The sequence below is a fragment of the Brevundimonas diminuta genome (genome assembly GCF_039673845.1).
Classification (GTDB): domain Bacteria; phylum Pseudomonadota; class Alphaproteobacteria; order Caulobacterales; family Caulobacteraceae; genus Brevundimonas; species Brevundimonas diminuta_E.
Genome location: NZ_JBDJMK010000006.1, coordinates 59,326 through 80,239 on the forward strand (window position 1 = coordinate 59,326; position 20,914 = coordinate 80,239).

A 20,914-nucleotide genomic window follows, 5' to 3' on the forward strand; every position below is an offset into this window, starting at 1 on the left:
GGGATCAGCCGCCCGTGGTGATGGTCGCGGTCAGCTTGGTCTCGCCGTTGGCGGGCACGGGCACGCGCCAGACGACGGTGCGCGCGTCACGCATCTCGCCCGTGATGCTCTGGTCCGTCAGTTCCGTGTCGCGGCCCAGACCGCGCTGGCGCACCTCGACTGTCACCGGCTCGTGCCGGGCGTTGCGGACCGTGTATTCCATCGCATAGCGGGTGCGGAAATAGTCGACCAACCGCTTGGAAACACGCTCGGACGAGACCAGACGCGGCTGCACCGTCACATCGAAGGCGTCGCCGGTCGTCACCACGATCTCGGACCCGGCGGGCGAGTGGTCGACCTGGCTTTCGCCGATGAAGCGCGGCTCGCCCGCCTCATCCTTCACATAGACGCGGATCACCCCGGCAGGCAGGGCGCGCGCCGCGTTCCCCGATCCATTGGCGAAGATGACGCCGACCTCAGCCGCGACCGGTTCCTCGGCGCTGTAGAAGCCGTCGATGACCCGCAGATAGCGCTTGGTCGCGGGCACGCCCGCCGCGTCGATCAGGCCGACCTGCTTGGTCTGGTTGTTGGCGACCGTCACGGCCTCGGGCAGCGGATAGACATAGACGTCGGCCAGCGCGCCCTGCCCGCCCGACTGGGTCCCGTTGCCTCGCAGCGGGCCGCCGCCCCGGACCGGCGGGCGCGGATTATAGCCGCCCTGATTGCCGATCAGATTGACGTCGCCCGCCACCACCCGCGTCTGGGCGTTGCTGAAGGTCGCGCCCGAATTGTTGGTCAGCGTGACCCAGCCGTTCAGGTCCAGCTTGCCCGCCTTCTCGTCGAAACGGGCGACATAGTCGGCCTTCCACGTCAGACCGCTGGTCAGATAGGACAGGGTCGTCTCGCGCCGCCCCGCCCCTTCGGCGTCCAGGGTGACGCTGAGCGTCGGGCGCGGGCGCAGGTTCTGCGGCACCTGATCGAAGATGACGCGCGTCGGCACCCCGTCATCGCGCAGCACCTCGATGCGGTTGCCGATCTGCAGCACCACGCCCTGATTCGCCGCCAGCACGCGAGCGCGCTCGGTCGACTGGGCGCCCGATCCGGGGTTGGTGCGGACGATGCCGATCTCATTGCCGACGGCGCTTTCCATCAGCTTGCCCGGCGTCAGCAGATCATAGTCGAAGTTCTGCTCGACCACCGACAGGCCGCGCCCCGACAGGCCGACCGTCTCGGGCCGGATGCTGGCCGAAACGCCCGGAAACTCCTGACGCGAGCGCCCGGCGGGCACGTTCAGGTTCCGCACATCCTCCACCAGGGCGATGTTCTGATTATAGACCGTCAGGGAGACGCGATCGGGACCGCCCGGCCCCTCCTCTACCTGTTGGGCAGCGGCCGGCGCCGCGAAAAGCAGGGCCAGGGCGAAGGGTCCGATAGCGCGGATCATGCGTATCCTCGATAAGTGTCCGACCCCCACGCTGGCACGGAAAAAGCGACATTGTCGAGGCGGCGCGCGACCCTCGGTCGCCCCGTGCGGTCTGGCTTCCCTGCGTGGTAAGGTTTAAGGGGCCTGTATCGTGACCCGCTCTCAGGCAGAAAACTGGTCGACCTGGCGCTCGCTGGCCTTCCTGGCCGCGACGTTCGCCATCGTGATCGGCAGCCTGATGCCGTTCGCGGCGCTGGCAGCTTCCACGCCCGGCCAGCCCATCGTCATCTGCTCGGCCGATGGTCCCCAGACCATCCAGTCCGGCGGCGTCGATGGCCCGATCAAAGCCGAGATGGGCGCCAAATGCGCCGCCTGCGTCATGCCGCTGCTGGCCGCCCTGCCCGCGCCCGCCGCGCCGGAACCAGCGCCGGTCGTTCGCCTGACGCAGGCCGTCGTCTACGCTCCCTTCATCGCCAGCCCGCCGCCCCCGGCCCGCGCCCCGCCGCGCCCGCCGTCGCGCGCCCCGCCCCACGCCTGAAAACCAGACTGATCGACGCCGCGCGCCTGCTTGAAGGCCTGCGCGGCCCTGCCTCTGTTTTCAGGATTTCATCTCCATGTCTCTCAAGACCGCTGCGGCGCCTTGCGCCCTGCTGATCGGCGCCTGTCTGGCGCCCGCCCTTGCTTACGCCGACAGCCTGCCGGCTGCTGACAGCCCCACCATCGTCGACAGCATCATCGTCACCGGCCGCCGCAACGCCGAAGACCCGACCGTCGTGGCCGAGGCGCGCGACCGTCTCAGCCGCACCCCCGGCGCCGTCGCCGTGGTGTCGGCCGAAAGCTATTCCGACCGCTTCGTGCAGGGCTTTTCCGACACCCTGCGCAACGTCCCCGGCGTGCTGGCGCAAAAGCGGTTCGGCGAGGAAAGCCGTCTGTCGATCCGCGGCTCGGGCATCGCCCAGGGCTTTCACCAGCGCGGCGTCCTGTTCGCCCAGGACGGCGTGCCCTTCGCCGACGCTGACGGATTTTCCGACTTCCAGAGCGTCGATTCCCTCAGCGCCCGCTATGTCGAGGTGTGGAAGGGCGCCAACACCCTGCGCTTCGGCGGCGCCCAGCTGGGCGGGGCGATCAACCTCGTCACCCCGACCGGCCGCACGGCGGACCAGCGCGCCCTGATGCAGGTCGAGGGCGGCAGCAACGGCTTCGTGCGCGCCCACGGCGCCGTGGCAGAAACCTATGGCGACTGGGATATCTACGCCGCCGCCACCGCCATGCAGGGCGACGGCTGGCGCGACCACAGCAAACAGTCGCAAGGGCGCCTGACCGTCAATGCGGGCCGCTCGTTCGGCGAGGACCGCGAGGTGCGCCTGATCGCCCAGGCCGCCGACATCAAGCAGGACATGCCCGGCTCCCTGACACTGGAAGAGGCGCTGAACACCCCGCGCATCGCCTCGAACGACGCCCTGACCGGCAATCAGGCCCGCGATCTGACGGTCAAGCGGCTGACGCTCCAGACCCGCTGGCGCTTCAACGAGTCAACCTTGTTCGAGGGGGCGATCTGGGGCTGGAAGACATCGATGTATCACCCGATTTTCCAGGTGATGGATCAGGACACCACGACGCACGGTGCCTTCGCCCGCATCGACTGGACCGGCCATGTCGGCGGCCTGCGCGCCGACGCCTTCTACGGCTTTTCATGGCGCGAGGGCGAGGTCGAGGCCCTGCGCTATGTGAACCTTGCCGGGCTGCGCGGCGCCAAGACCGCCGATGCGCGTCAGGACGCCTCCGGGCTGGACGTCTTCGCCGAGGGGCGGCTGTTCGTCACCGACCAGCTGGCCCTGGTCGCGGGCGGCTCGTGGGGGCGCGCCACGCGCGACTATCTGGACCGCCTGACCCCGGCCAACGACGCCAGCCGCGATTATGAGTGGTTCTCGCCGCGCATGGGCCTGTTGTGGGAAGCGGAAAACGGCGCACAGGTCTTCGCCAACCTGACCCGTTCGGTCGAGCCGCCGACCTATGGCGCCCTGGTGCAATACCCGGTGGCCGGCTTCACCCCGGTCGATGCTCAGGACGCCTGGACCGGCGAGATCGGCACGCGCGGCCGTCACGGCCCGCTGGCCTGGGATCTGGTCGCCTATCGCAGCCGGATCGAGGGCGAGATGCTGGACTTCATCACCGGCCCCGGCATCCCCGCCGCCACCTTCAACGCCAAGAAGACCATCCACCAGGGGATCGAGGCCGGGCTGGACTGGACCCTGCCCGTCGGACTGGCGGACGGGTCGCTGATGCTGCGTCAGGTCTATAACTGGAGCGACTTCCGCTTCGACGGCGATGCGCGTTGGGGCGACAACCGCCTGCCGGTCGTGCCGCAGCATCAGTACCGGGCCGAACTGACCTGGCGCCATCCGACCGGCGTCTTCGTCACCCCGTCGGTCGAGTGGCGGATATCCAGCCCCTATGTCGACTACGCCAACACCCTGAAGGCGCCGGACTACGCCGTGCTGGGCCTGACCGGCGGCTTCAACATCAACGCCAACACCTCGGTCTACATCGACGCGCGCAACCTGACCGACAAGCGCTACGTCGGCGAGTTCGCCGCCGTCACCGACGCCGCAACGGCGTATACGGACGTCTTCTTCCCCGGCGAGGGCCGTTCGGTCTTCGTCGGCCTGCGGTTGGCCTACTGATGAGCGGCGCTGTCAAAAACCGGGCGACAGGCCTGATATCCGACGCCTATCGGGCCGTCTGGCGCTGGCACTTCTACGCCGGGGTGCTGGTGATGCCGTTCCTGATGCTGCTGACGCTGACGGGCGGCCTCTATCTGTTCAAGGACGAGATCGACCACGCCGTCTATCGCTCCATGATCGAGGTTCCGGCGGGCGCCCGGCAGGCCGATCCAGATCAGTGGCTGGCCGCCGCTGCCCGCGCGGGCGAAGGCCGGGCAGCCAACGTCCTGATCCCCGCGCGCGCCGATCAGGCCGTGCGCGTTCAGGTCGACCGCCCCGACGGCGCCCAGCGCACCGTCTTCGTCGATCCGCACACGGCCGCTGTCACCGGCGTCACCGCCTATGGCGGCGTGACCGAGACGATCAAGAAGCTGCACTCCCTGACCCTGTTCGGCGGGCCGGTCGGCACGGCGCTGAACATTCTGGTCGAGATCGTCGCGGGCTGGGCCATCATCCTGTGCGCCACCGGCCTCTACCTGTGGTGGCCTCGCCGGCGCACCGGCGCCGTGCTGAGGCCGCGTGAGACGGACGCCGGACGCCGCCCCTTCTGGCGCGACGTTCACGCCCTGACCGGCTTCTATGTCGGCGGGGTGATCATCTTCCTTGCGGTCACGGGTATGCCCTGGTCGGCCGTCTGGGGCGATCGGTTCATGGGCGTCATGCGCGACACGGGTCTGGGTCGTCCGCCCGCGCCCGCCGCCGCCAGCCCCTGGAGCCACGCCAAGCCCCACGACGCCCCCGCCGGCGTCGGCTGGACGCTGGAGAACGCCGTCCTGCCCGCCGATGACCACGCGGCGCATGGACACGACCATGAACATGGGCATGAACAGGGCCCCGCCGTCGCGCCCAGCCTGAACCGAGTGCTTCAGACGGCGCGTGAACAGGGCCTGCCCCGCCCCTTCACCGTCAGCATTCCCCAATCCTCCGACCTGGCCTGGACGGTCGCCCGCCAGACCCGCAAGGTCGAGGACACGCGCAGCCTCTATGTCGACGGCGCCAGCGGGGCGGTGAAGGCCGACCTGCGCTGGCATCAGTTCGGCGTCATGGCCAAGGGCTTTGAATGGGGCATCGCCGTCCACCAGGGGATGCAGTACGGCTGGATCAACCGCATCGTCATGCTGATCGGCTGCATCGCCGTGTGGCTGCTGGCGATCAGCGGTCTGGTCATGTGGTGGAAACGTCGCCCGCCCAGCCTGTCGGGCCGCCGCACGGGCGCTCCGCCCGCGCCGCCCGGCCCGCGCGCAAGAATCGCCGTGCTGTGCATCGTCATCCCCCTGTCCATCCTCTATCCCTTGACGGGACTGAGCCTCGTGGCCGCCCTGCTGCTCGACCGGGCGGTGCGGGCCTTCACCGGGCCCAAGCCCGTCGCAGCCTCTTGATAAGGAGCTTCAACATGAAACGTCTGTTCGCCCTGACCGCCCTGTCGGCCGCCGCCCTCAGCCTCGCCGCCTGCGGCCAGCCCGCCGAAAAGTCGGCCGAAACCGCCAAGGACGCGACCGTCGCCCCCGGCACGGTCCAGGTCGCCGACGCCTGGTGCCGCCCCACGCCCAACGGCGCCAAGGCCGGGGGCTGCTACCTGACCCTGACGGCAGGTTCCGACGACCGTCTGGTCAGCGTCTCCACCGCCCTGGCCCAGTCGGCCGAGGTGCATGAGATGAAGATGGAGAACGGGGTCATGAGCATGGCCCACCTGCACGACGGCCTGCCCCTGCCCGCCGGAACCCCGGTCGAGCTGAAGCCCGGCGGCAATCACATCATGCTGATGGGCCTGCGCGATCCGCTGGTCGACGGCGGCGTCGCCTCCTTCACCCTGACGTTCGAGAAGGCCGGCCCCATCGGCGTCCACGCCGCCGTCAAACAGCCCCCGGTGGTCGATTCGGAGGAATAACACCCTCTCCCGGCGGGAGAGGGCTTGAGCGCACGACGGCGCAGCCGTCGTTCTGGCGCGAAAGGGTGAGGGGCTTGGCCTGTCCGTCGGCGTAAGCCGCCGCATAGCCGATCGGCCACGGCCTTCGGCCGAGTTCACCCGCGAAACTCTCACCCTTTCGCCTTCGCCAATCGCCTCCGGCTCTTGGAGGCTCAAGCCCTCTCCCAACAGGAGAGGGCCCATTCCTTGCCCCACACCTGACAAACCGGCCCGAACCGGCTAAAGGCTCGCGCTCACGAGGAATACCATGGCTCTTAAAGTCGCGATCGTCGGCCTGCCCAACGTCGGCAAGTCCACCCTGTTCAACGCCCTGACCAAGACGGCGGCGGCCCAGGCGGCCAACTATCCGTTCTGCACCATCGAGCCGAACACCGGCGACGTGGCCGTGCCGGAACCGCGCCTGAACACGCTGGCCAGCATCGCCGGATCCAAGGAGATCATCCCCTCGCGGATCACCTTCGTGGACATCGCCGGTCTGGTGCGCGGCGCATCCAAGGGCGAGGGTCTGGGCAACCAGTTCCTGGCCAACATCCGTGACTGCGACGCCATCGCCTTCGTCGCCCGCTGCTTCGTCGACGACGACATCACCCACGTCGAGAACCGCATCGACCCCATCTCGGACCTCGAGATCATCGAGACCGAGCTGATGCTGGCCGACCTGGAGAGCCTTGAGCGCCGCCGCGTCCAGATCGAGAAGCGCGCCAAGGGCGGCGACAAGGAATCCCAGCTGAACCTCAAGCTGATCGACGCCGCGCTCGAAAAGCTGCGTGACGGCAAGCCCGCGCGTCTGGCCGACGTGTCCAAGGAGGACAAGAAGGCCTGGGACATGCTGCAGCTGCTGACCGCCCTGCCCGCCCTCTACGTCGCCAACGTCGAGGAAGGCTCGGCCGACAAGGGCAATGAGCTGTCCGACCTGGTCGCCAAGCGCGCCGCAGAGGACAACGCCAACTCCGTGGTCATCTCGGCCCAGATCGAGTCGGAAATCGCCGTCCTGGACGACGAGGAGCAGAAGGAGTTCCTCGAAACCCTGGGTCTGGAAGAGCCCGGCCTGAACCGCCTGATCCGCGAGGCCTACAAGCTGCTGGGCCTGCAGACCTATTTCACCGTCGGGCCGAAGGAAGCGCGCGCCTGGACCATCCCCGTCGGCGCCACCGCGCCGCAGGCGGCGGGCGTGATCCACACCGACTTTGAAAAGGGCTTCATCCGCGGCGAAACCATCGCGTTTGACGACTATGTCGCGCTGAAGGGCGAAGCCGGCGCCAAGGAAGCGGGCAAGATGCGCGCCGAAGGCAAGGCCTACATCGTCAAGGACGGGGATGTGATGCATTTCCTCTTCAACAACTAGGCCACTTTCTCAGGGCGGTTAGAAAGTCTGACCGCCCTGATAGAATTACTGAAATTCCATACCCTTGCAGGTATCGCCAAAGCCCTGGATGAATCAGCCCGACTGACGCTGAAAATTCTCCAGGGACGCCATGAAGTTCGATACCCTCGCCGTGCATGCGGGCTATTCGCCTGATCCGACCACCAAATCGGTCGCCGTGCCCATCTATCAGACCACCAGCTACGCCTTCGACGACACCCAGCACGGGGCGGACCTGTTCGACCTGAAGGTGGCGGGCAACATCTACACCCGCATCATGAACCCAACGTCCGACGTGCTGGAACAGCGCATCGCGGCGCTGGAGGGCGGCATTGCGGCGCTGACGGTGGCCTCGGGTCAGGCGGCGATCACCTATGCGATCCTGACCATCGCCGAGGCGGGCGACAACATCATCGCCACCTCGACCCTGTATGGCGGCACCTATAATCTGTTCGCCCACACCCTGCCCCAGTACGGCATCACGGTGCGCTTCATCGACGCCGCTGACCCGGCCGCCATCGCCGCCAATACGGATGAGCGCACCAAGGCGGTCTTCTGCGAATCCATCGGCAATCCGCTGGGCAATGTCGTCGACTTCGGCGCCCTGGCCGACGCGGCGCACGCGCAAGGTCTGCCGCTGATCGTCGACAACACCGTGCCGACCCCCTACCTGACCCGCCCGATCGAGCATGGGGCGGACATCGTCATCCACTCCCTGACCAAATACATCGGCGGCCACGGCACCAGCATCGGCGGCGCCATCGTGGACAGCGGCAACTTCCCCTGGGCCGAACACAAGGCGCGCTTCCGCCGCCTGAACGAACCGGAAGTCAGCTACCACGGCGTCGTCTACACCGAGGCGCTTGGCCCGGCGGCCTTCATCGGCCGGGTGCGCACCGTGCTGCTACGCAACACCGGCGCGGCCATCTCGCCGTTCAACAGCTTCCTGATCCTGCAGGGCCTTGAGACGCTGGCCCTGCGGATGGACCGCCACGTCGAGAACGCCACCGCCGTCGCCCAGTGGCTGAAGGCCCACCCCAAGGTGGAATGGGTCAACTACGCCGGGCTGGAAGACCACCCGTCCAACCCGCTGATCAAGAAGTATTTCGGCGGCAAGGCGTCCGGCCTGCTGACCTTCGGCGTGAAGGGCGGCCGCGAGGCGGGCGCCCGCTTCCAGGACGCGGTGAAGATCTTCACCCGTCTGGTCAACATCGGCGACGCTAAGTCGCTGGTCTGCCACCCGGCCTCAACCACCCACCGCCAGCTGTCGCCGGACGAGCTGAAGAAGGCGGGCGTCACCGAAGACACCGTGCGCCTGTCGGTCGGCATCGAACACATCGACGACCTGATCGCCGATCTGGATCAGGCCTTGGCCGCCGTCTGATTTAACGCCCTGTCCCAGCCAGGCGCCCCTGACAGGGCGCTTGGCTGTCGACACCCTCGATCAGGCTCTTTACGGTCCCCGGCAGTTATACTTACCGAGGGGTTGAGCCTGTATGCGTCTTTCATCTTCCGTCGCCGTTCTGGCGTTCGCTGTCGCCCTGGGCGGCGCAGTCGCCGTTCAGGCGCAAACGACGCCCGCCTTTGACGCCGACCGTATTTCCGAACACATCCGCATCCTGTCCGACGACAGCTTCGAAGGACGCGGCATCGCCACCCCGGCCGAGCAGAAGGTCATCGACTACCTCAGCCGCGAATATGCAGCCGCAGGCTTCGCCCCAGGCGGCGAGAACGGCGGCTGGACCCAGGCCGTGGGCCTGAACCGCTTCACCGTCTCCAACGTCTCGGGCCAACTGAAGCTGGGCGACTGGAGCCAGTCGCTGTCGCAGGGGCAGGAAGTCACCATCACCACCCGCCTGCCCAGCAACGGCGTCGATCTGAAGGACAAGCCGCTGGTCTTCGTCGGCTACGGCATCAAAGCGCCCGAGCGTCAGTGGAACGACTTCAAGACCGACGTGCGCGGCAAGGTCATCGTGGTTCTGGTCAACGACGCCGACTTCGAAGACCCGTCGCTGAACACCTTCGGCGGCGAGGCCATGACCTACTATGGCCGCTGGACCTACAAGTTCGAGGAAGCCGCGCGTCAGGGCGCCGCGGGCGTGCTGATCGTGCATGAGACCAAGCCCGCCTCCTATGGCTGGACCACGGTCGCCAACTCGTGGGGCGTGCCGCAGTTCGACATCGTCCGCGCCGATCCGTCGGCCGAGCGCGTGGCGATGGAAGGCTGGATCCAGCGCGATCTGGCCGTGGACCTGTTCCGCCGCGCCGGCCTCGACTTCGAGCAGGAGAAGATCAAGGCGCGCAGCCGCGACTTCCAGCCGGTCGAGTTGAAGGGCGCCTCCATCGACGCCCGCATGGACGTGAAGTCCGAACGCATCGTCACCCACAACGTCGTGGCCAAGCTGGAAGGCACGACCCACCCGGACGAGACCATCCTCTACACCGGCCACTGGGACCACATCGGCATGGGCGAGCCGGACGCCACCGGCGACCGCATCTTCAACGGCGCCATCGACAACGCCTCGGGCACCGCCGCCCTGCTGGAACTTGCGCGTCAGTGGGCGGCCGGGCCGAAGCCTGAGCGCACTATCGTCATGATCAGCTTCACCGGCGAGGAAAGCGGCCTGCTGGGCTCGGAATTCTACGCCGCCAACCCGCTGTATCCGCTGGAGAAGACCGTCGGCGGCTTCAACATCGACTCGGCCGCCGTCTTCGGCCGGATGAACAAGCTGGGCGTGACCGGCTACGGCCATTCGGAACTGGACGAGCCGGTGATCGCGGCGGCGGCGGCGCAGGGGCGCGGCTTCGTGGGCGACGCCGGGGCCGCAGCGGGCATCTATTTCCGCTCGGACCACTTCCCGCTGGCTAAGAAGGGCGTGCCGATGGCCTATCTGTCCTCGACCGGCGAGTTCATCGACGCCCCGATTGAGCCGCGCATGGCGCGCGCCGCCGACTACCGCGCCAACCGCTACCACCAGGCGGCGGACGAGTGGGAGCCGGATTGGGACTACCGCGGCATGCTGCAGGACCTGGAGGTCATGTTCACCGTCGGTCAGGATCTGGCCAACAGCCGCACCTGGCCTGAGTGGAAGGCCGGCTCCGAGTTCGGTCCGGAACGCGCCAAGAGCGCCGCTCAACGCCGCTGATCCCGGTCGTTCAGCGCAAACATGACAAAAAAGTAAGGGGCGGCCTCGCAAGGGGCCGCCCTAACACTATGCAACGGGCCTCGTGGGGAAGGCCGAAAGGAAACGCCATGCATCATCGCTTCATCCGCGGCGTCGCGGCCGCCGCACTGCTTCTTGTCGCAGGGGCCGCCACGGCGCAGGACTTCTCGATCCAGCGCCTGTCCGACGAAATCCGCATTATCAGCGCCGACGACTTCCAGGGCCGCTATCCGGGCACCGAGGGCGAGAAGAAGACGCTGGACTGGCTGCAGGCCCAGTATGAAGCCATGGGGCTGGAGCCCGGCGGCCCCAACGGACAGTGGCTGCAGGCCATCGACCTGAAGCGCCTGACGCCCAAGGCGCCGCCCGCCCTCAGCTGGACCGGCGCGAACGGCAAGGTCACAGCCCTGACGCCCGGCGCCGACTTCACCCTGCGCGCCATGAACAGCGCAGCGCAGGGACGTCTGGTCGATGCGCCCGTCGTCTTCGCCGGTTACGGCATCCATGCGCCCGAGCGGGGCTGGGACGACTATGGCGATCTGAATGTCACGGGCGCCGTCGTCCTGGTGGTCGCGGGCGAGCCGGACGGTGAACTGTTCAACGGCAGCTACGCCACCAACTATCAGTCCGCCGCCTATAAGGCCGACGAGGCCAAGCGGCGCGGCGCCCTGGCTGTTCTGACCGTCACCGACGGCGGCGCGGGCGAGGCCGCCTGGCGGCGCGAACTGATGGGTGCCGAGCGCACCCGCACCCTGACGCCCGGCTCGGCCGAACTGAGCCTGAGCGGCGCGATCAACCGCGATGTCGCCGTCGCCATGGGCGTGGATCTGGCGGCCATTACGCCGCGCCTCCAGACCGGCGACTTCCGCGCCTTCCCGATGGATGTGAAGATCACCGCCTCGGCCGAGGAAACGGTCGAAATCCTGCGCACCCACAATCTGCTGGCGCGGATCACGGGGATGGAACGCCCGAACGAGGTCATCATCTACTCCGCCCACTGGGATCATATCGGCGTCAATGAAAACGCCCCCGGCGATGACAAGATCTTCAACGGCGCCTGGGACAACGCTTCGGGCACCATCGGCGTGGTCGAGATGGCCCGCCAGTTGAAGGACGCCCCGACGCCGAAACGCACCTTCGTCTTCGCCCATATGGCGGCCGAGGAAATGGGTCTGCTGGGCGCCTACGCCTATGTCGCCGATCCGGTCTATCCGCTGGAGACGACGGTGGCCGACATCAACATCGACATGCTGCCCCTCAGCGGCCCGACCCGCGACGTGCCGATCTTCGGCAAGGGCCAGAACAGCCTTGAGGACAACCTTCAGGCGCTGGCTGAACAGGAAGGCCGCTATGTCTCCGACGACGGCGAGCCCGAACAGAACTTCTATTACCGCTCGGACCACTTCCCCTTCGCCCGCGCGGGCGTCCCGGCCCTGATGGCCTGGCACGGCGTGGACTGGGTCGACGGCGGCCGCGAGGCCGGTCTGGCCGCCTGGAAAGCCAAGTTCGCCGCCGACTATCACAAGGTCAGCGATGAATGGTCCCCCGACTGGGACCTGCGCTCGGCGGTCGAGAACCTGACCCTGATGTATCGTCTGGGTCTGGAACTGGCCAACAGCAGCGAATGGCCGACCTGGAAGCCGACTTCCGAGTTCGGCCAGGTCCGCGACCGCAGCGCCGCCGCGAGACGTTGAAGACCCCGCCCGGAGCGTCGCACAGGCGCTCCAGGCCCCCTCTCGGCGCTCCAACGGGCTCTGAGGCGTGCGCGGTCCCTCCGCGCGCCCGATGACAGGCAGACACGAAAAAGCCCGCCGGATCGCTCCGGCGGGCTTTCTTGTTCAGATCGGGGATCGCCTTAGTGGGCGACGCCCTTCCAGATGCGGCGATAGCTGGCGTAGGTCACGCCTGCGAAGGCCAGCAGGAAGATCAGGACGCCGAAGCCCATCTGCTTGCGCTCGACCATCTTCGGCTCGGAGGTCCAGGCGATGAAGGCGGCGACGTCCTTGGCCATCTGGTCCACGGTCGCCTCGGTGCCGTCGTCATAGGTGACCTGACCGGCGCTCAGCGGCGGAGGCATGGCGATGAAGCCGCCCTTCGGCACGTCGCCCTTGCCCGTCCAGAACGGAGTCATGTCCCCGGCCATATAGGGGTTGTAGTGCTGGGTCTCGGTCATCTTCAGGCCCGCCGGCGGGGCCGAATAGCCTGACAGCAGCGAGTAGATGTAATTTGCGCCGTCGTGGCGGGCCTTGGCCATGACCGACAGGTCCGGCGGCATGGCACCGCCGTTGGCCGCAGCCGCAGCCGTCGGGTTCGGATAGGGGTTGGGGAAGCGGTCGGCCGTGGTGGCGTCGCGCATCAGGCCCTCGCCCGTTTCCGAGTCGATGTCGGCGACCTGAATTTCCTTGGCCAGGGCCTTCACGATCGGGTTGTCGTTCGGGTTCGAATACTTCTCGTTCCAGAACGGCCCGTGCTTGTCGCCCAGGTTGCGGAAGTGCATCAGGTCCATGCCGTGGCACGAGGCGCAAACCTCGCGATAGACCTTGTAGCCGCGCTGCAGCTGGCCCTGATCAAAGGTGCCGAACGGCCCGTTGAAGCTGAAGCCGCCATCGCGCGGATGCTTGGCGCCCCCGGCGGCCATCGCCGGAGCGGCGATGGCGACCAGGCCGACAGCGGCCGTCACTGAGACAAGGATCTTGCGGAAGGACACGGTCTTTTTCTCGTTGCTCATCATCGCGCTCAGACCTTCTCGGCTGCGGTCGACGGGAGCACGGGCTCCGAGATCGTCGCCGGGATCGGCAGCGGCTTCTCGCGCAGGCCGACAACCGGCATCAGCACCACGAAGAAGACGAAGTAGTACGCCGTCAGGAAGCGCGTCAGCCACAGGTAGGAGTTCAGGTCGCCATCGATCAGGGTGAAGGTCTTGAAGCTGCCGATGACCGGCGAGTCCGGCAGTTGCGCGCCGCACCAGCCCAGGCCGAAGCAGACGAACAGGAAGATGATGAAGAAGGTCTTCATCGTCGGGCGGTAGCGCATAGAGCGCACCTTGGACGTATCCAGCCACGGCAGGACGAACAGCACGCCGATCGCCGCGAACATGGCCACGACGCCGCCGAACTTGTCGGGGACCGCGCGCAGGATCGCGTAGAAGGGCAGCATGTACCACTCAGGCACGATGTGCGCCGGGGTCTGCAGCGGGTTGGCCGGGATGTAGTTGTCGGCGTGGCCCAGGGCGTTCGGCTGATAGAAGACGAAGACCGCGAACAGGATCAGGAACAGGATGATCGCAAAGCCGTCCTTGACCGTGAAATACGGGTGGAAGGGCAGCATGTCCTTCTTGGCGCGATCCTTCGGGATCAGGATGCCGACCGGATTGCCCTGACCCGCAGCGTGCAGCGCCCACAGGTGCAGCACCACGCAGCCGGCGATGACGAACGGCAGCAGGTAGTGCAGCGAGAAGAAGCGGTTCAGCGTCGCGTTGTCGATCGCCGGGCCGCCGCGCAGCCAGATCAGGATCGGCTCTCCGACGACCGGAATGGCGCCGATCAGGTTGGTGATGACCTCAGCGCCCCAGAAGGACATCTGGCCCCACGGCAGGACGTAGCCGAGGAAGGCGGTGGCGATCATCAGGAAGAAGATCACGCAGCCGACGATCCAGATCATCTCGCGCGGCGCCTTGTAGGAGCCGTAGTAGAGGCCCCGCAGCATGTGCAGATAGACGGCGATGAAGAACATCGACGCGCCGTTGGCGTGCACATAGCGGATCAGCCAGCCGCCGTTCACGTCGCGCATGATGCGCTCGACCGAGGCGAAGGCCATGTCGACGTGCGGGGTGTAGTGCATGGCCAGGACGATGCCGGTGATGATCTGGGTCATCAGGCAGATCGCCAGGATGCCGCCGAAGGTCCACCAGTAGTTCAGGTTCTTCGGGGTCGGCAGGTTCGCATAGTCCATGCCGAAACGGATGATCGGCAGGCGGGTGTCCATCCACCGCTCAACGGCGGTCTTCGGGACGTAAGTGGATTCGTGATCGCTCATGGTTCCTCTGTCCGTCCTCAGCCGATCTTCACGCGGGTGTCGGACATGTATTCATAGTTCGGCACGATCAGGTTCAGCGGTGCCGGACCCTTACGGATGCGGCCCGAGGCGTCGTAGTGCGAACCGTGGCACGGGCAGAACCAGCCGCCGTATTCACCGGCGTTGAAGGTCGGCACGCAGCCCAGGTGGGTGCACGAACCGATGACGACGAGATATTTCTCGTGCCCGGCCTTGGTGCGCTCGGCGTCGGTCTGGGCGGGGCTGCCGACGGCGCCCTCGTCGATGACCTTCTTCAGCTCGGCCTCGGTGCGATAGCGCACGAAGACGGGCTTGCCCTGCCATTTGATGACGACCTGCTGGCCTTCCTGAACCTTGGTCAGATCGAATTCGATCGACGCCAGGGCCAGGGTGTCGGCCGCCGGGTTCATCTGGTTGATCAGGGGCCACGCCACCATCACGCCGGCGCCGGCCGCAGCCGCGCCCGCCGCAATGTGGATGAAGTCGCGGCGGGTGGCGTCGCCACCCCCGTGTTGGCCGTCAGGCCCGTCAGCATTCACGACCGATTCGGCCACGCGTTTCACCTCTGCATCGCCGGTCGCCCGCCCCAAGATGAGACGTCAACCGAATGGAACCCTATCATGCGATGGCAAACCCCTGCCCGTCCGGCCCCGGTTTCAGCTGTTCCCGCAAGTCGCTGAAGCGATTTGCGAAACAGTCGCAACAAAAGCCGCGACAAGGCCCCGCCCCGCGCGTATGACGGCCTTAGAATGCGTCTCGCCCTTTTTCAACCTGACATCCCCCATAATGTCGGCGCCTGCATCCGCTTGAGCGCCTGTTTCGGCGTGGAATTGCACGTCATCGAGCCCACGAGCTTCAATTTCGACGATCGTGCGATGAAACGGGCGGCGCTGGATTACGGTCCTCTGTCCCATATGACGCGCCATGCCAATTGGGACGCCTTCCAGCGCGACCGGGCCCCGGGACGGCTGGTGCTGTTCACTACGCGCGCGGCGGAACCGCTGACCGACTTCGCCTTCCGACCCGACGACGTCCTGCTGTTCGGCAAGGAGAGCGCCGGTTCGCCCGACTATGTCCATGCGGCGGCCGATGCGCGAATCTACATCCCCATCCGCCCCGAGACCCGGTCGCTGAACCTGTCGGTCAGCGCCGGGATCGGCCTGCATGAGGCGCTACGGCAGTTGCAGGAACTACCGACGCGCTGATCCTTCTCCCCTTGTGGGAGAAGGTGGACGGCGGAGCCGGACGGATGAGGGGTGCGAGGAAACTCGCTCCCAGCTTTCATATTCAAAGCGCCCGCCAACACCCCTCATCCGGCCCTAACGGGCCACCTTCTCCCACAAGGGGAGAAGGATTCGCCTTTACTGCGGCGCGCCGTCGTTCGGCAGTTTGGCCAGGCTGGGCCGCTCGCCGCGTTTGGACTCGGCCACACGCTCCACCGCCCGCATCACACGCAGCAGGTTCTCGCCCGAGATCTTGCGAATGTCCGCCTCGCTCCAGCCGCGGCGCATCAGTTCGGCCAGCAGGCGCGGATAGCCGTCCACGCCCTCCAGCCCTTCCGGCAGCTTGTCCACGCCGTCATAGTCGCCGCCCAGACCGATGTGGTCGATGCCCGCCACCTCGCGAACGTGCTGGATGTGGGCCACGACGTCCTCGATCGTCGCCACCGGCGCCGGGTTGGCGGCGCCCCAGGCGTCCATGCCCGCCTTCACCGCCGACGGATCGCCGGGGTTCATGCTCTTGAGGCGGGTGTCCTCGGCCGCGCGCGCAGCGCCCCAGGCGCGCACCTTCTCGCTGATGAAGCCCGGCACGAAGGTCACCATGACGATGCCGCCGTTGCCCGCCATCTGGCGCAGCACGGCGTCCGGCACGTTGCGCGGATGGGCCGTCACCGCCCGCGCGGAAGAGTGAGAGAAGATCACCGGCGCCGACGACACCCGGATCGCGTCGACCATGGTGTCCTCGGACACGTGGCTCAGATCGACCATCATGCCCAGACGGTTCATCTCGCGGACCACGTCCTCGCCGAAGGCGTTCAGGCCGTTCCACTTGGGCGCATCGGTGCCGCTGTCGGCCCAGGTCGTGCTCTTGGAGTGGGTCAGCGTCATGTAGCGCGCACCCGAATCATAGAACTCGCGCAGCAGGCCCAGCGAGTCGTCGATGGAATAGCCGCCTTCCATGCCGATCAGGCTGGCGATCTTGCCCGCGCGGTGGATGCGGACCAGATCATCGGCCGTGGTCGCCAGTTCAAACGTGTCCGGGTGGGCGGCGACGATGCGCTTGACCGTGTCGATCTGCTCGAACGTCGCCTTGGCGGCGTCGACCGGGGCCAGGCTGGCCGGAACGAAGACTGACCAGAACTGACCGCCCACGCCCCCGGCGCGCAGGCGCGGAATATCCGTATGCAACCGCGTCGAGCTGGACAGATTCTGCGTCAGATCAACGCCGTATGGGTCGTTCCCAAAGCCCTGACGCAGAGCCCACGGCAGGTCGTTATGGCCGTCGATCAGCGGCGTGCGCTTCAGGATCTGCATCACCCGCGCCTGTTCGGCCGAAGTGGTCTGGGCCGAGGCGGTCTGGGCCGACGCGGGCGCGGCGAGGACGGCGAAGGAGGCGGCGGCCAGCAGGCCGGCGCGCAAGGCGGTGCGGATCATGATTTCCCCTCTTCAATACAGCCCCGCCCGGCCGCCCACGGCGCCGTCATGCGGGCAGGCCACGCTGACACAGGCTGACGGCTTAGGGAACCTTCAGCGTGGCGGACGGATCCGCGCCTGTGATCTGGATCAAGGCCCCCCGCCCTCGCCTGCGGCATCAGGATCGCATCCGCGCACCCCGCCGGACTGTTCACAAAGGCCGCGTCATGGTTGAAGCCCTCATGATCCAAGCTGACCCCGCCCTGATGATTGAGCGCCGCGAGCGCGCCCGCGTCTGGTTCGAAACCCTGCGCGACAAGATCCACGCCGGTTTCGAGGCGCTGGAAGACGCCGCCCCCGCCGAACTGTTCACCGGAGAGCCCGGCCGCTTCGTCCGCACGCCCTGGGACCGCAAGGAGGGCGGCGGCGGCGTCATGGGCATGATGAGCGGCCGCCTGTTTGAAAAGGTCGGCGTCCACTGCTCGACCGTCCACGGAACCTTCCCCGCCGACTACGCCAGGAACGTGCCGGGCGCCGAGGAAGACCCGCGCTTCTACGCCACCGGCATCAGCCTGATCTGCCACCCGGTCAGCCCGCGCGTGCCCGCCGTCCACATGAACACCCGCCTGATCTCGACGACAAAGACCTGGTTCGGCGGCGGCGGCGACCTGACGCCCGTGCTGGATGCGGACCGCCGCGACGACCACCCGGACACCGTGGATTTCCACGCCGCCATGAAGGCCGCCTGCGACGCCTTCGACCCGGCCTGGCACGCCAAATACAAACAGTGGTGCGACGAGTATTTCTTCCTGCCCCACCGCAATGAACCGCGCGGCACCGGCGGCATCTTCTACGACCACCACGACAGCGGCGACTGGGAGCGGGACTTCGCCTTCACCCAGGCGGTCGGCGAGGCCTTCGCGAAGGTCTATTGCGACATCGTCGCCCGCCGGATGCACGAGCCGTGGACCGAGGCCGAGCGTGAGGAACAGTTGATCCGCCGCGGCCGCTATGTGGAGTTCAACCTGCTCTACGACCGCGGCACCATGTTCGGGCTGAAGACCGGCGGCAATGTCGAATCGATCCTCAGCTCCATGCCGCCCGTGGTGAAGTGGCCGTAAGACCCGCGCCTCAGCCCGCAGCCTGATCGCCCGTCCGGTCCAGCGCCCCGGCGACCGCCTGCGTCAGGGCCGCCACGCTCAACGGCTTGGTCAGATGGCCGTCGGCGCCTGCGCGGCGTCCAGCCTCGACATGTTCGCTCATGGCGTTGGCGGTCAGCATCAGGATCGGCGTCCGCGCGGCGCCGGTCCTTTGCTCATGGGCGCGGATCTCCATCGTCGCCGTCAGCCCGTCCATGACCGGCATCTGCATGTCCATCAGCACCAGATCAAAGCCGCCATCCATAAAGGCCGCCAGCGCCTGAGCCCCGTCCTCGACCACCGTCAACTCAACGCCCAGCGGCTCAAGCATCAGTTCGACCACCTTGCGGTTGACCGGATGGTCGTCGGCCAGCAGCACGCGCGGCGCCTCCCCCCGATCCGCCCGCACGACCGGGGCGGCAGGCGCATGGGCCTCAGCCTCGTCGTCATCGCCCTGCGCCGCCGGAAGATGCAGATCGAACCAGAACCGCGCCCCGCCCCCCGGCGGCGACTCGCAGTCCAGTTCTCCGCCCATCAGCCGCACCAGATCATCCGAAATCGCCAGCCCCAGTCCGCTGCCGCCGAACCGGCGGGTGATGGAGCCGTCCTCCTGCTGGAAGCGGTGGAAGATGCGGGCCTTGAAACCGGCGTCGAAGCCGATGCCGGTATCGGCCACGGCAAAGCGGACCTGATCGGCCTCATGCCGGACGACCGACAGCGTCACCGCCCCCTCCTGCGTGAACTTCAGCGCATTGCTGACCAGATTGGTCAGCACCTGACGCAGGCGCACGGCGTCGCCGACTACCCGACGCGGCAGGTCCGGGTCAAGCTCCAGCCGCAGCTCCAGCCCCTTGTCCATCACCAGCGGCGCCCACAGCCCCGAGACGTCGCGCACCGCCGCCTCCAGATCAAAGGGCGCCGGGTCGATCGCCACCTGTCCCGACTCGATGCGTGAGACATCCAGTATGTCCGACAGCAGACGTTCCAGCGTCACGCCCGAAGAGCGGATGATGTTGACCAGTTCCAGATCGCGTTCCGACAGATCGCGCCCGGCCAGCGTTTCGGCCATGGCCACCACCCCGTTCAGAGGGGTGCGGATTTCATGGCTCATATTGGCCAGAAACTCGCTCTTGGCGCGGCTGGCCGCCTCGGCGTGAAGCTGGGCCTTTTTCAGACGCTGCGACTGCCGCCGCTGCCACAGCAGCACCAGCAGGGCCGACAGAACGAAGACCAGACTGATGCCCAATATCCAGTTCTGCCCCCGGATCACGGCGCGCTGCAGCCGGGTGTTGGCGCGCGCCGTCTCCAGCTGGCGACGCCGCTCGGTCAGCTGCTGCTGCATGTCGCCCGTCACCTGATGGATGCCGGCGCTGAAGCGGCGGGACAGACTCAGGTCACGTTCGCGCTGATATTCACGCAGCACTTCAAAGGCTTCAGTCGGCTTCTTCAGGCCGAACAGAAGCTCGGCTTCCAGCAGCCGCTCCATCGGATCAGCCGCCCCGCCGGGCGCCAGTTCGCGCACCCGCTCCAGATCACGACGCGCGCCCGCCAGGTCGCCCAGCCGCGCCCGCGCCACGCCCCGCACCGGCAGGATGTCCAGCGCCAGAAACGCCTTGCCGTCGATAAGCGCCTCATGTTTCGCCAGACAATCCAGCACACCGCGCGGATCACGACGCGCCTCGGCCACGAAGGCGCACAGGGCGGCGTCATAGGCGCTGAGACTCTCCAGACCGGCCCGCTGGCTCAGGCGATGGTGCGCGGCGTAATAGAGTTCGGCGTTCGCAACGTCCCCGACCTGCACCGAGATGCGCGCCAGATTATACAGGCTGTCGAAGTCAGGGCGCGGATAGTCGGGATTGGAATCGTCGATCTCAAACCGGCGGAAGGCGTCGGCGGCGCCCGCCATGTCGCTCAGTTTCATCAACCCCATGCCGGTCACTTCCCACACCCCGGCGCGCGCCGTGGCGGCATAGGGGTCGTGTACGGGGATTTCCGCCTCGGCCATCGTCAGCAGCCGCAGCCCCTCGCCGATGCGGTCCTGATCCATCAGCGCCAGGGCGCTCAGCCGCGCGGCATGGGCCATGACGAACCAGTCGCGCGTCGTGCGCGCGATGTCCGTCATCTCGTCCTCCACCGACAGGTCGCCCTGATCATAGAGGATCGTCAGGGCGTTCAGCCGCGCGATGGCCTGATAGCGCGCATCGTTCTGCGTCCGCGCCTGTGCGGCCAGCCGGTTGTTCCACACCACGGCCTGCTCGAAATCGCCCTGGTTCAACGTCGTCCAGGCGACATGATAGAGGCGGTTCAGACCCTCGCGATCGCGCCGCTTCATCGCCTCGAGGCCGAACGCCTCCAGCGCCGCGAAATCCGTCGCCGCGGCCCGCTTCTCGACCGCCTGCGCCAGTTCGGCGGGCGAGACCTTCGCCACGGCGGTCGCAGCCGTCGTCGCCACGGCGAACGCGATCAGGGACGCGCGGACAAGAGTCTTGAGACGTGCGGGAGACATCCTG

At 67.2% G+C, this 20,914-nt stretch carries 16 protein-coding genes; 10 read left to right on the top strand and 6 right to left on the bottom strand.

The window, feature by feature from the left end; translation table 11 throughout:
- Nucleotides 1–4 precede the first annotated feature (4 nt).
- Nucleotides 5–1,423, bottom strand: coding sequence for a DUF4139 domain-containing protein (locus ABE454_RS07910; protein WP_346530717.1), 1,419 nt, complete (start codon nucleotides 1,421–1,423; stop codon nucleotides 5–7).
- A gap of 130 nt (nucleotides 1,424–1,553) precedes the next feature.
- Here ABE454_RS07910 and ABE454_RS07915 point away from each other — a divergent pair, with 130 nt between their 5' ends.
- The 8 genes from ABE454_RS07915 to ABE454_RS07950 all read left to right on the top strand — a co-directional run bounded on the left by ABE454_RS07915 (nucleotide 1,554) and on the right by ABE454_RS07950 (nucleotide 12,273).
- Nucleotides 1,554–1,940: a DUF2946 family protein gene (locus ABE454_RS07915; protein ID WP_138141105.1), complete on the top strand. Its 387-nt coding sequence runs from the start codon at nucleotides 1,554–1,556 to the stop codon at nucleotides 1,938–1,940.
- 76 nt (nucleotides 1,941–2,016) lie between these two features.
- Nucleotides 2,017–4,086 carry a TonB-dependent receptor family protein gene (locus ABE454_RS07920; RefSeq protein ID WP_346530718.1) on the top strand — a complete coding sequence of 690 codons (2,070 nt, stop codon included), beginning with the start codon at nucleotides 2,017–2,019 and terminating at the stop codon, nucleotides 4,084–4,086.
- Complete coding sequence (locus ABE454_RS07925; protein WP_346530719.1) at nucleotides 4,086–5,504, top strand: PepSY-associated TM helix domain-containing protein; 1,419 nt, start codon at nucleotides 4,086–4,088, stop codon at nucleotides 5,502–5,504. The genes ABE454_RS07920 and ABE454_RS07925 overlap by 1 nt, the downstream gene beginning before the upstream one ends.
- Nucleotides 5,505–5,518: 14 nt before the next feature.
- Complete coding sequence (locus ABE454_RS07930) at nucleotides 5,519–6,013, top strand: copper chaperone PCu(A)C (RefSeq protein ID WP_346530720.1); 495 nt, start codon at nucleotides 5,519–5,521, stop codon at nucleotides 6,011–6,013.
- Nucleotides 6,014–6,299: 286 nt separating this feature from the next.
- Complete coding sequence (gene ychF, locus ABE454_RS07935) at nucleotides 6,300–7,397, top strand: redox-regulated ATPase YchF (protein WP_346530722.1); 1,098 nt, start codon at nucleotides 6,300–6,302, stop codon at nucleotides 7,395–7,397.
- Between the two features lie 130 nt (nucleotides 7,398–7,527).
- Nucleotides 7,528–8,799, top strand: a complete 1,272-nt coding sequence (locus ABE454_RS07940; RefSeq protein ID WP_346530723.1) for an O-acetylhomoserine aminocarboxypropyltransferase/cysteine synthase family protein — start codon at nucleotides 7,528–7,530, stop codon at nucleotides 8,797–8,799.
- A gap of 112 nt (nucleotides 8,800–8,911) precedes the next feature.
- A complete protein-coding gene (locus ABE454_RS07945) occupies nucleotides 8,912–10,561 on the top strand; it encodes a M28 family metallopeptidase (RefSeq protein ID WP_346530724.1) in 1,650 nt (549 codons plus the stop codon).
- A gap of 107 nt (nucleotides 10,562–10,668) precedes the next feature.
- A complete protein-coding gene (locus tag ABE454_RS07950; RefSeq protein ID WP_346530725.1) occupies nucleotides 10,669–12,273 on the top strand; it encodes a M28 family peptidase in 1,605 nt (534 codons plus the stop codon).
- 161 nt (nucleotides 12,274–12,434) lie between these two features.
- Here ABE454_RS07950 and ABE454_RS07955 read toward each other — a convergent pair whose 3' ends face one another.
- Genes ABE454_RS07955 through petA form a run of 3 tightly spaced genes read right to left on the bottom strand, consistent with a single transcriptional unit; the run spans nucleotide 12,435 to nucleotide 15,186 of the window.
- Complete coding sequence (locus ABE454_RS07955; protein WP_346530726.1) at nucleotides 12,435–13,310, bottom strand: cytochrome c1; 876 nt, start codon at nucleotides 13,308–13,310, stop codon at nucleotides 12,435–12,437.
- Nucleotides 13,311–13,315: 5 nt separating this feature from the next.
- The gene (locus ABE454_RS07960; RefSeq protein WP_346530727.1) at nucleotides 13,316–14,614 is read right to left on the bottom strand and encodes a cytochrome b; all 1,299 of its coding nucleotides are present in this window, start codon (nucleotides 14,612–14,614) and stop codon (nucleotides 13,316–13,318) included.
- A gap of 17 nt (nucleotides 14,615–14,631) precedes the next feature.
- Nucleotides 14,632–15,186 carry a ubiquinol-cytochrome c reductase iron-sulfur subunit gene (petA, locus tag ABE454_RS07965; protein WP_346530728.1) on the bottom strand — a complete coding sequence of 185 codons (555 nt, stop codon included), beginning with the start codon at nucleotides 15,184–15,186 and terminating at the stop codon, nucleotides 14,632–14,634.
- A 195-nt stretch (nucleotides 15,187–15,381) separates the two neighbouring features.
- Here petA and ABE454_RS07970 point away from each other — a divergent pair, with 195 nt between their 5' ends.
- Entirely contained in the window at nucleotides 15,382–15,837 is a 456-nt protein-coding gene (locus ABE454_RS07970; protein ID WP_346530729.1) for a tRNA (cytidine(34)-2'-O)-methyltransferase, read from the top strand.
- A gap of 156 nt (nucleotides 15,838–15,993) precedes the next feature.
- On the opposite strand, the gene ABE454_RS07975 is transcribed toward ABE454_RS07970, so the two are convergent.
- Entirely contained in the window at nucleotides 15,994–17,286 is a 1,293-nt protein-coding gene (locus ABE454_RS07975; RefSeq protein ID WP_346530730.1) for a dipeptidase, read from the bottom strand.
- Between the two features lie 245 nt (nucleotides 17,287–17,531).
- Between ABE454_RS07975 and hemF the strand changes: the two genes are divergently transcribed.
- Nucleotides 17,532–18,386 (top strand): oxygen-dependent coproporphyrinogen oxidase, encoded by an 855-nt coding sequence (gene hemF, locus ABE454_RS07980; protein WP_430825979.1) that lies wholly within the window; start codon nucleotides 17,532–17,534, stop codon nucleotides 18,384–18,386.
- A gap of 10 nt (nucleotides 18,387–18,396) precedes the next feature.
- Here hemF and ABE454_RS07985 read toward each other — a convergent pair whose 3' ends face one another.
- Nucleotides 18,397–20,910 carry a hybrid sensor histidine kinase/response regulator gene (locus ABE454_RS07985; protein ID WP_346530733.1) on the bottom strand — a complete coding sequence of 838 codons (2,514 nt, stop codon included), beginning with the start codon at nucleotides 20,908–20,910 and terminating at the stop codon, nucleotides 18,397–18,399.
- Nucleotides 20,911–20,914: the final 4 nt, after the last annotated feature.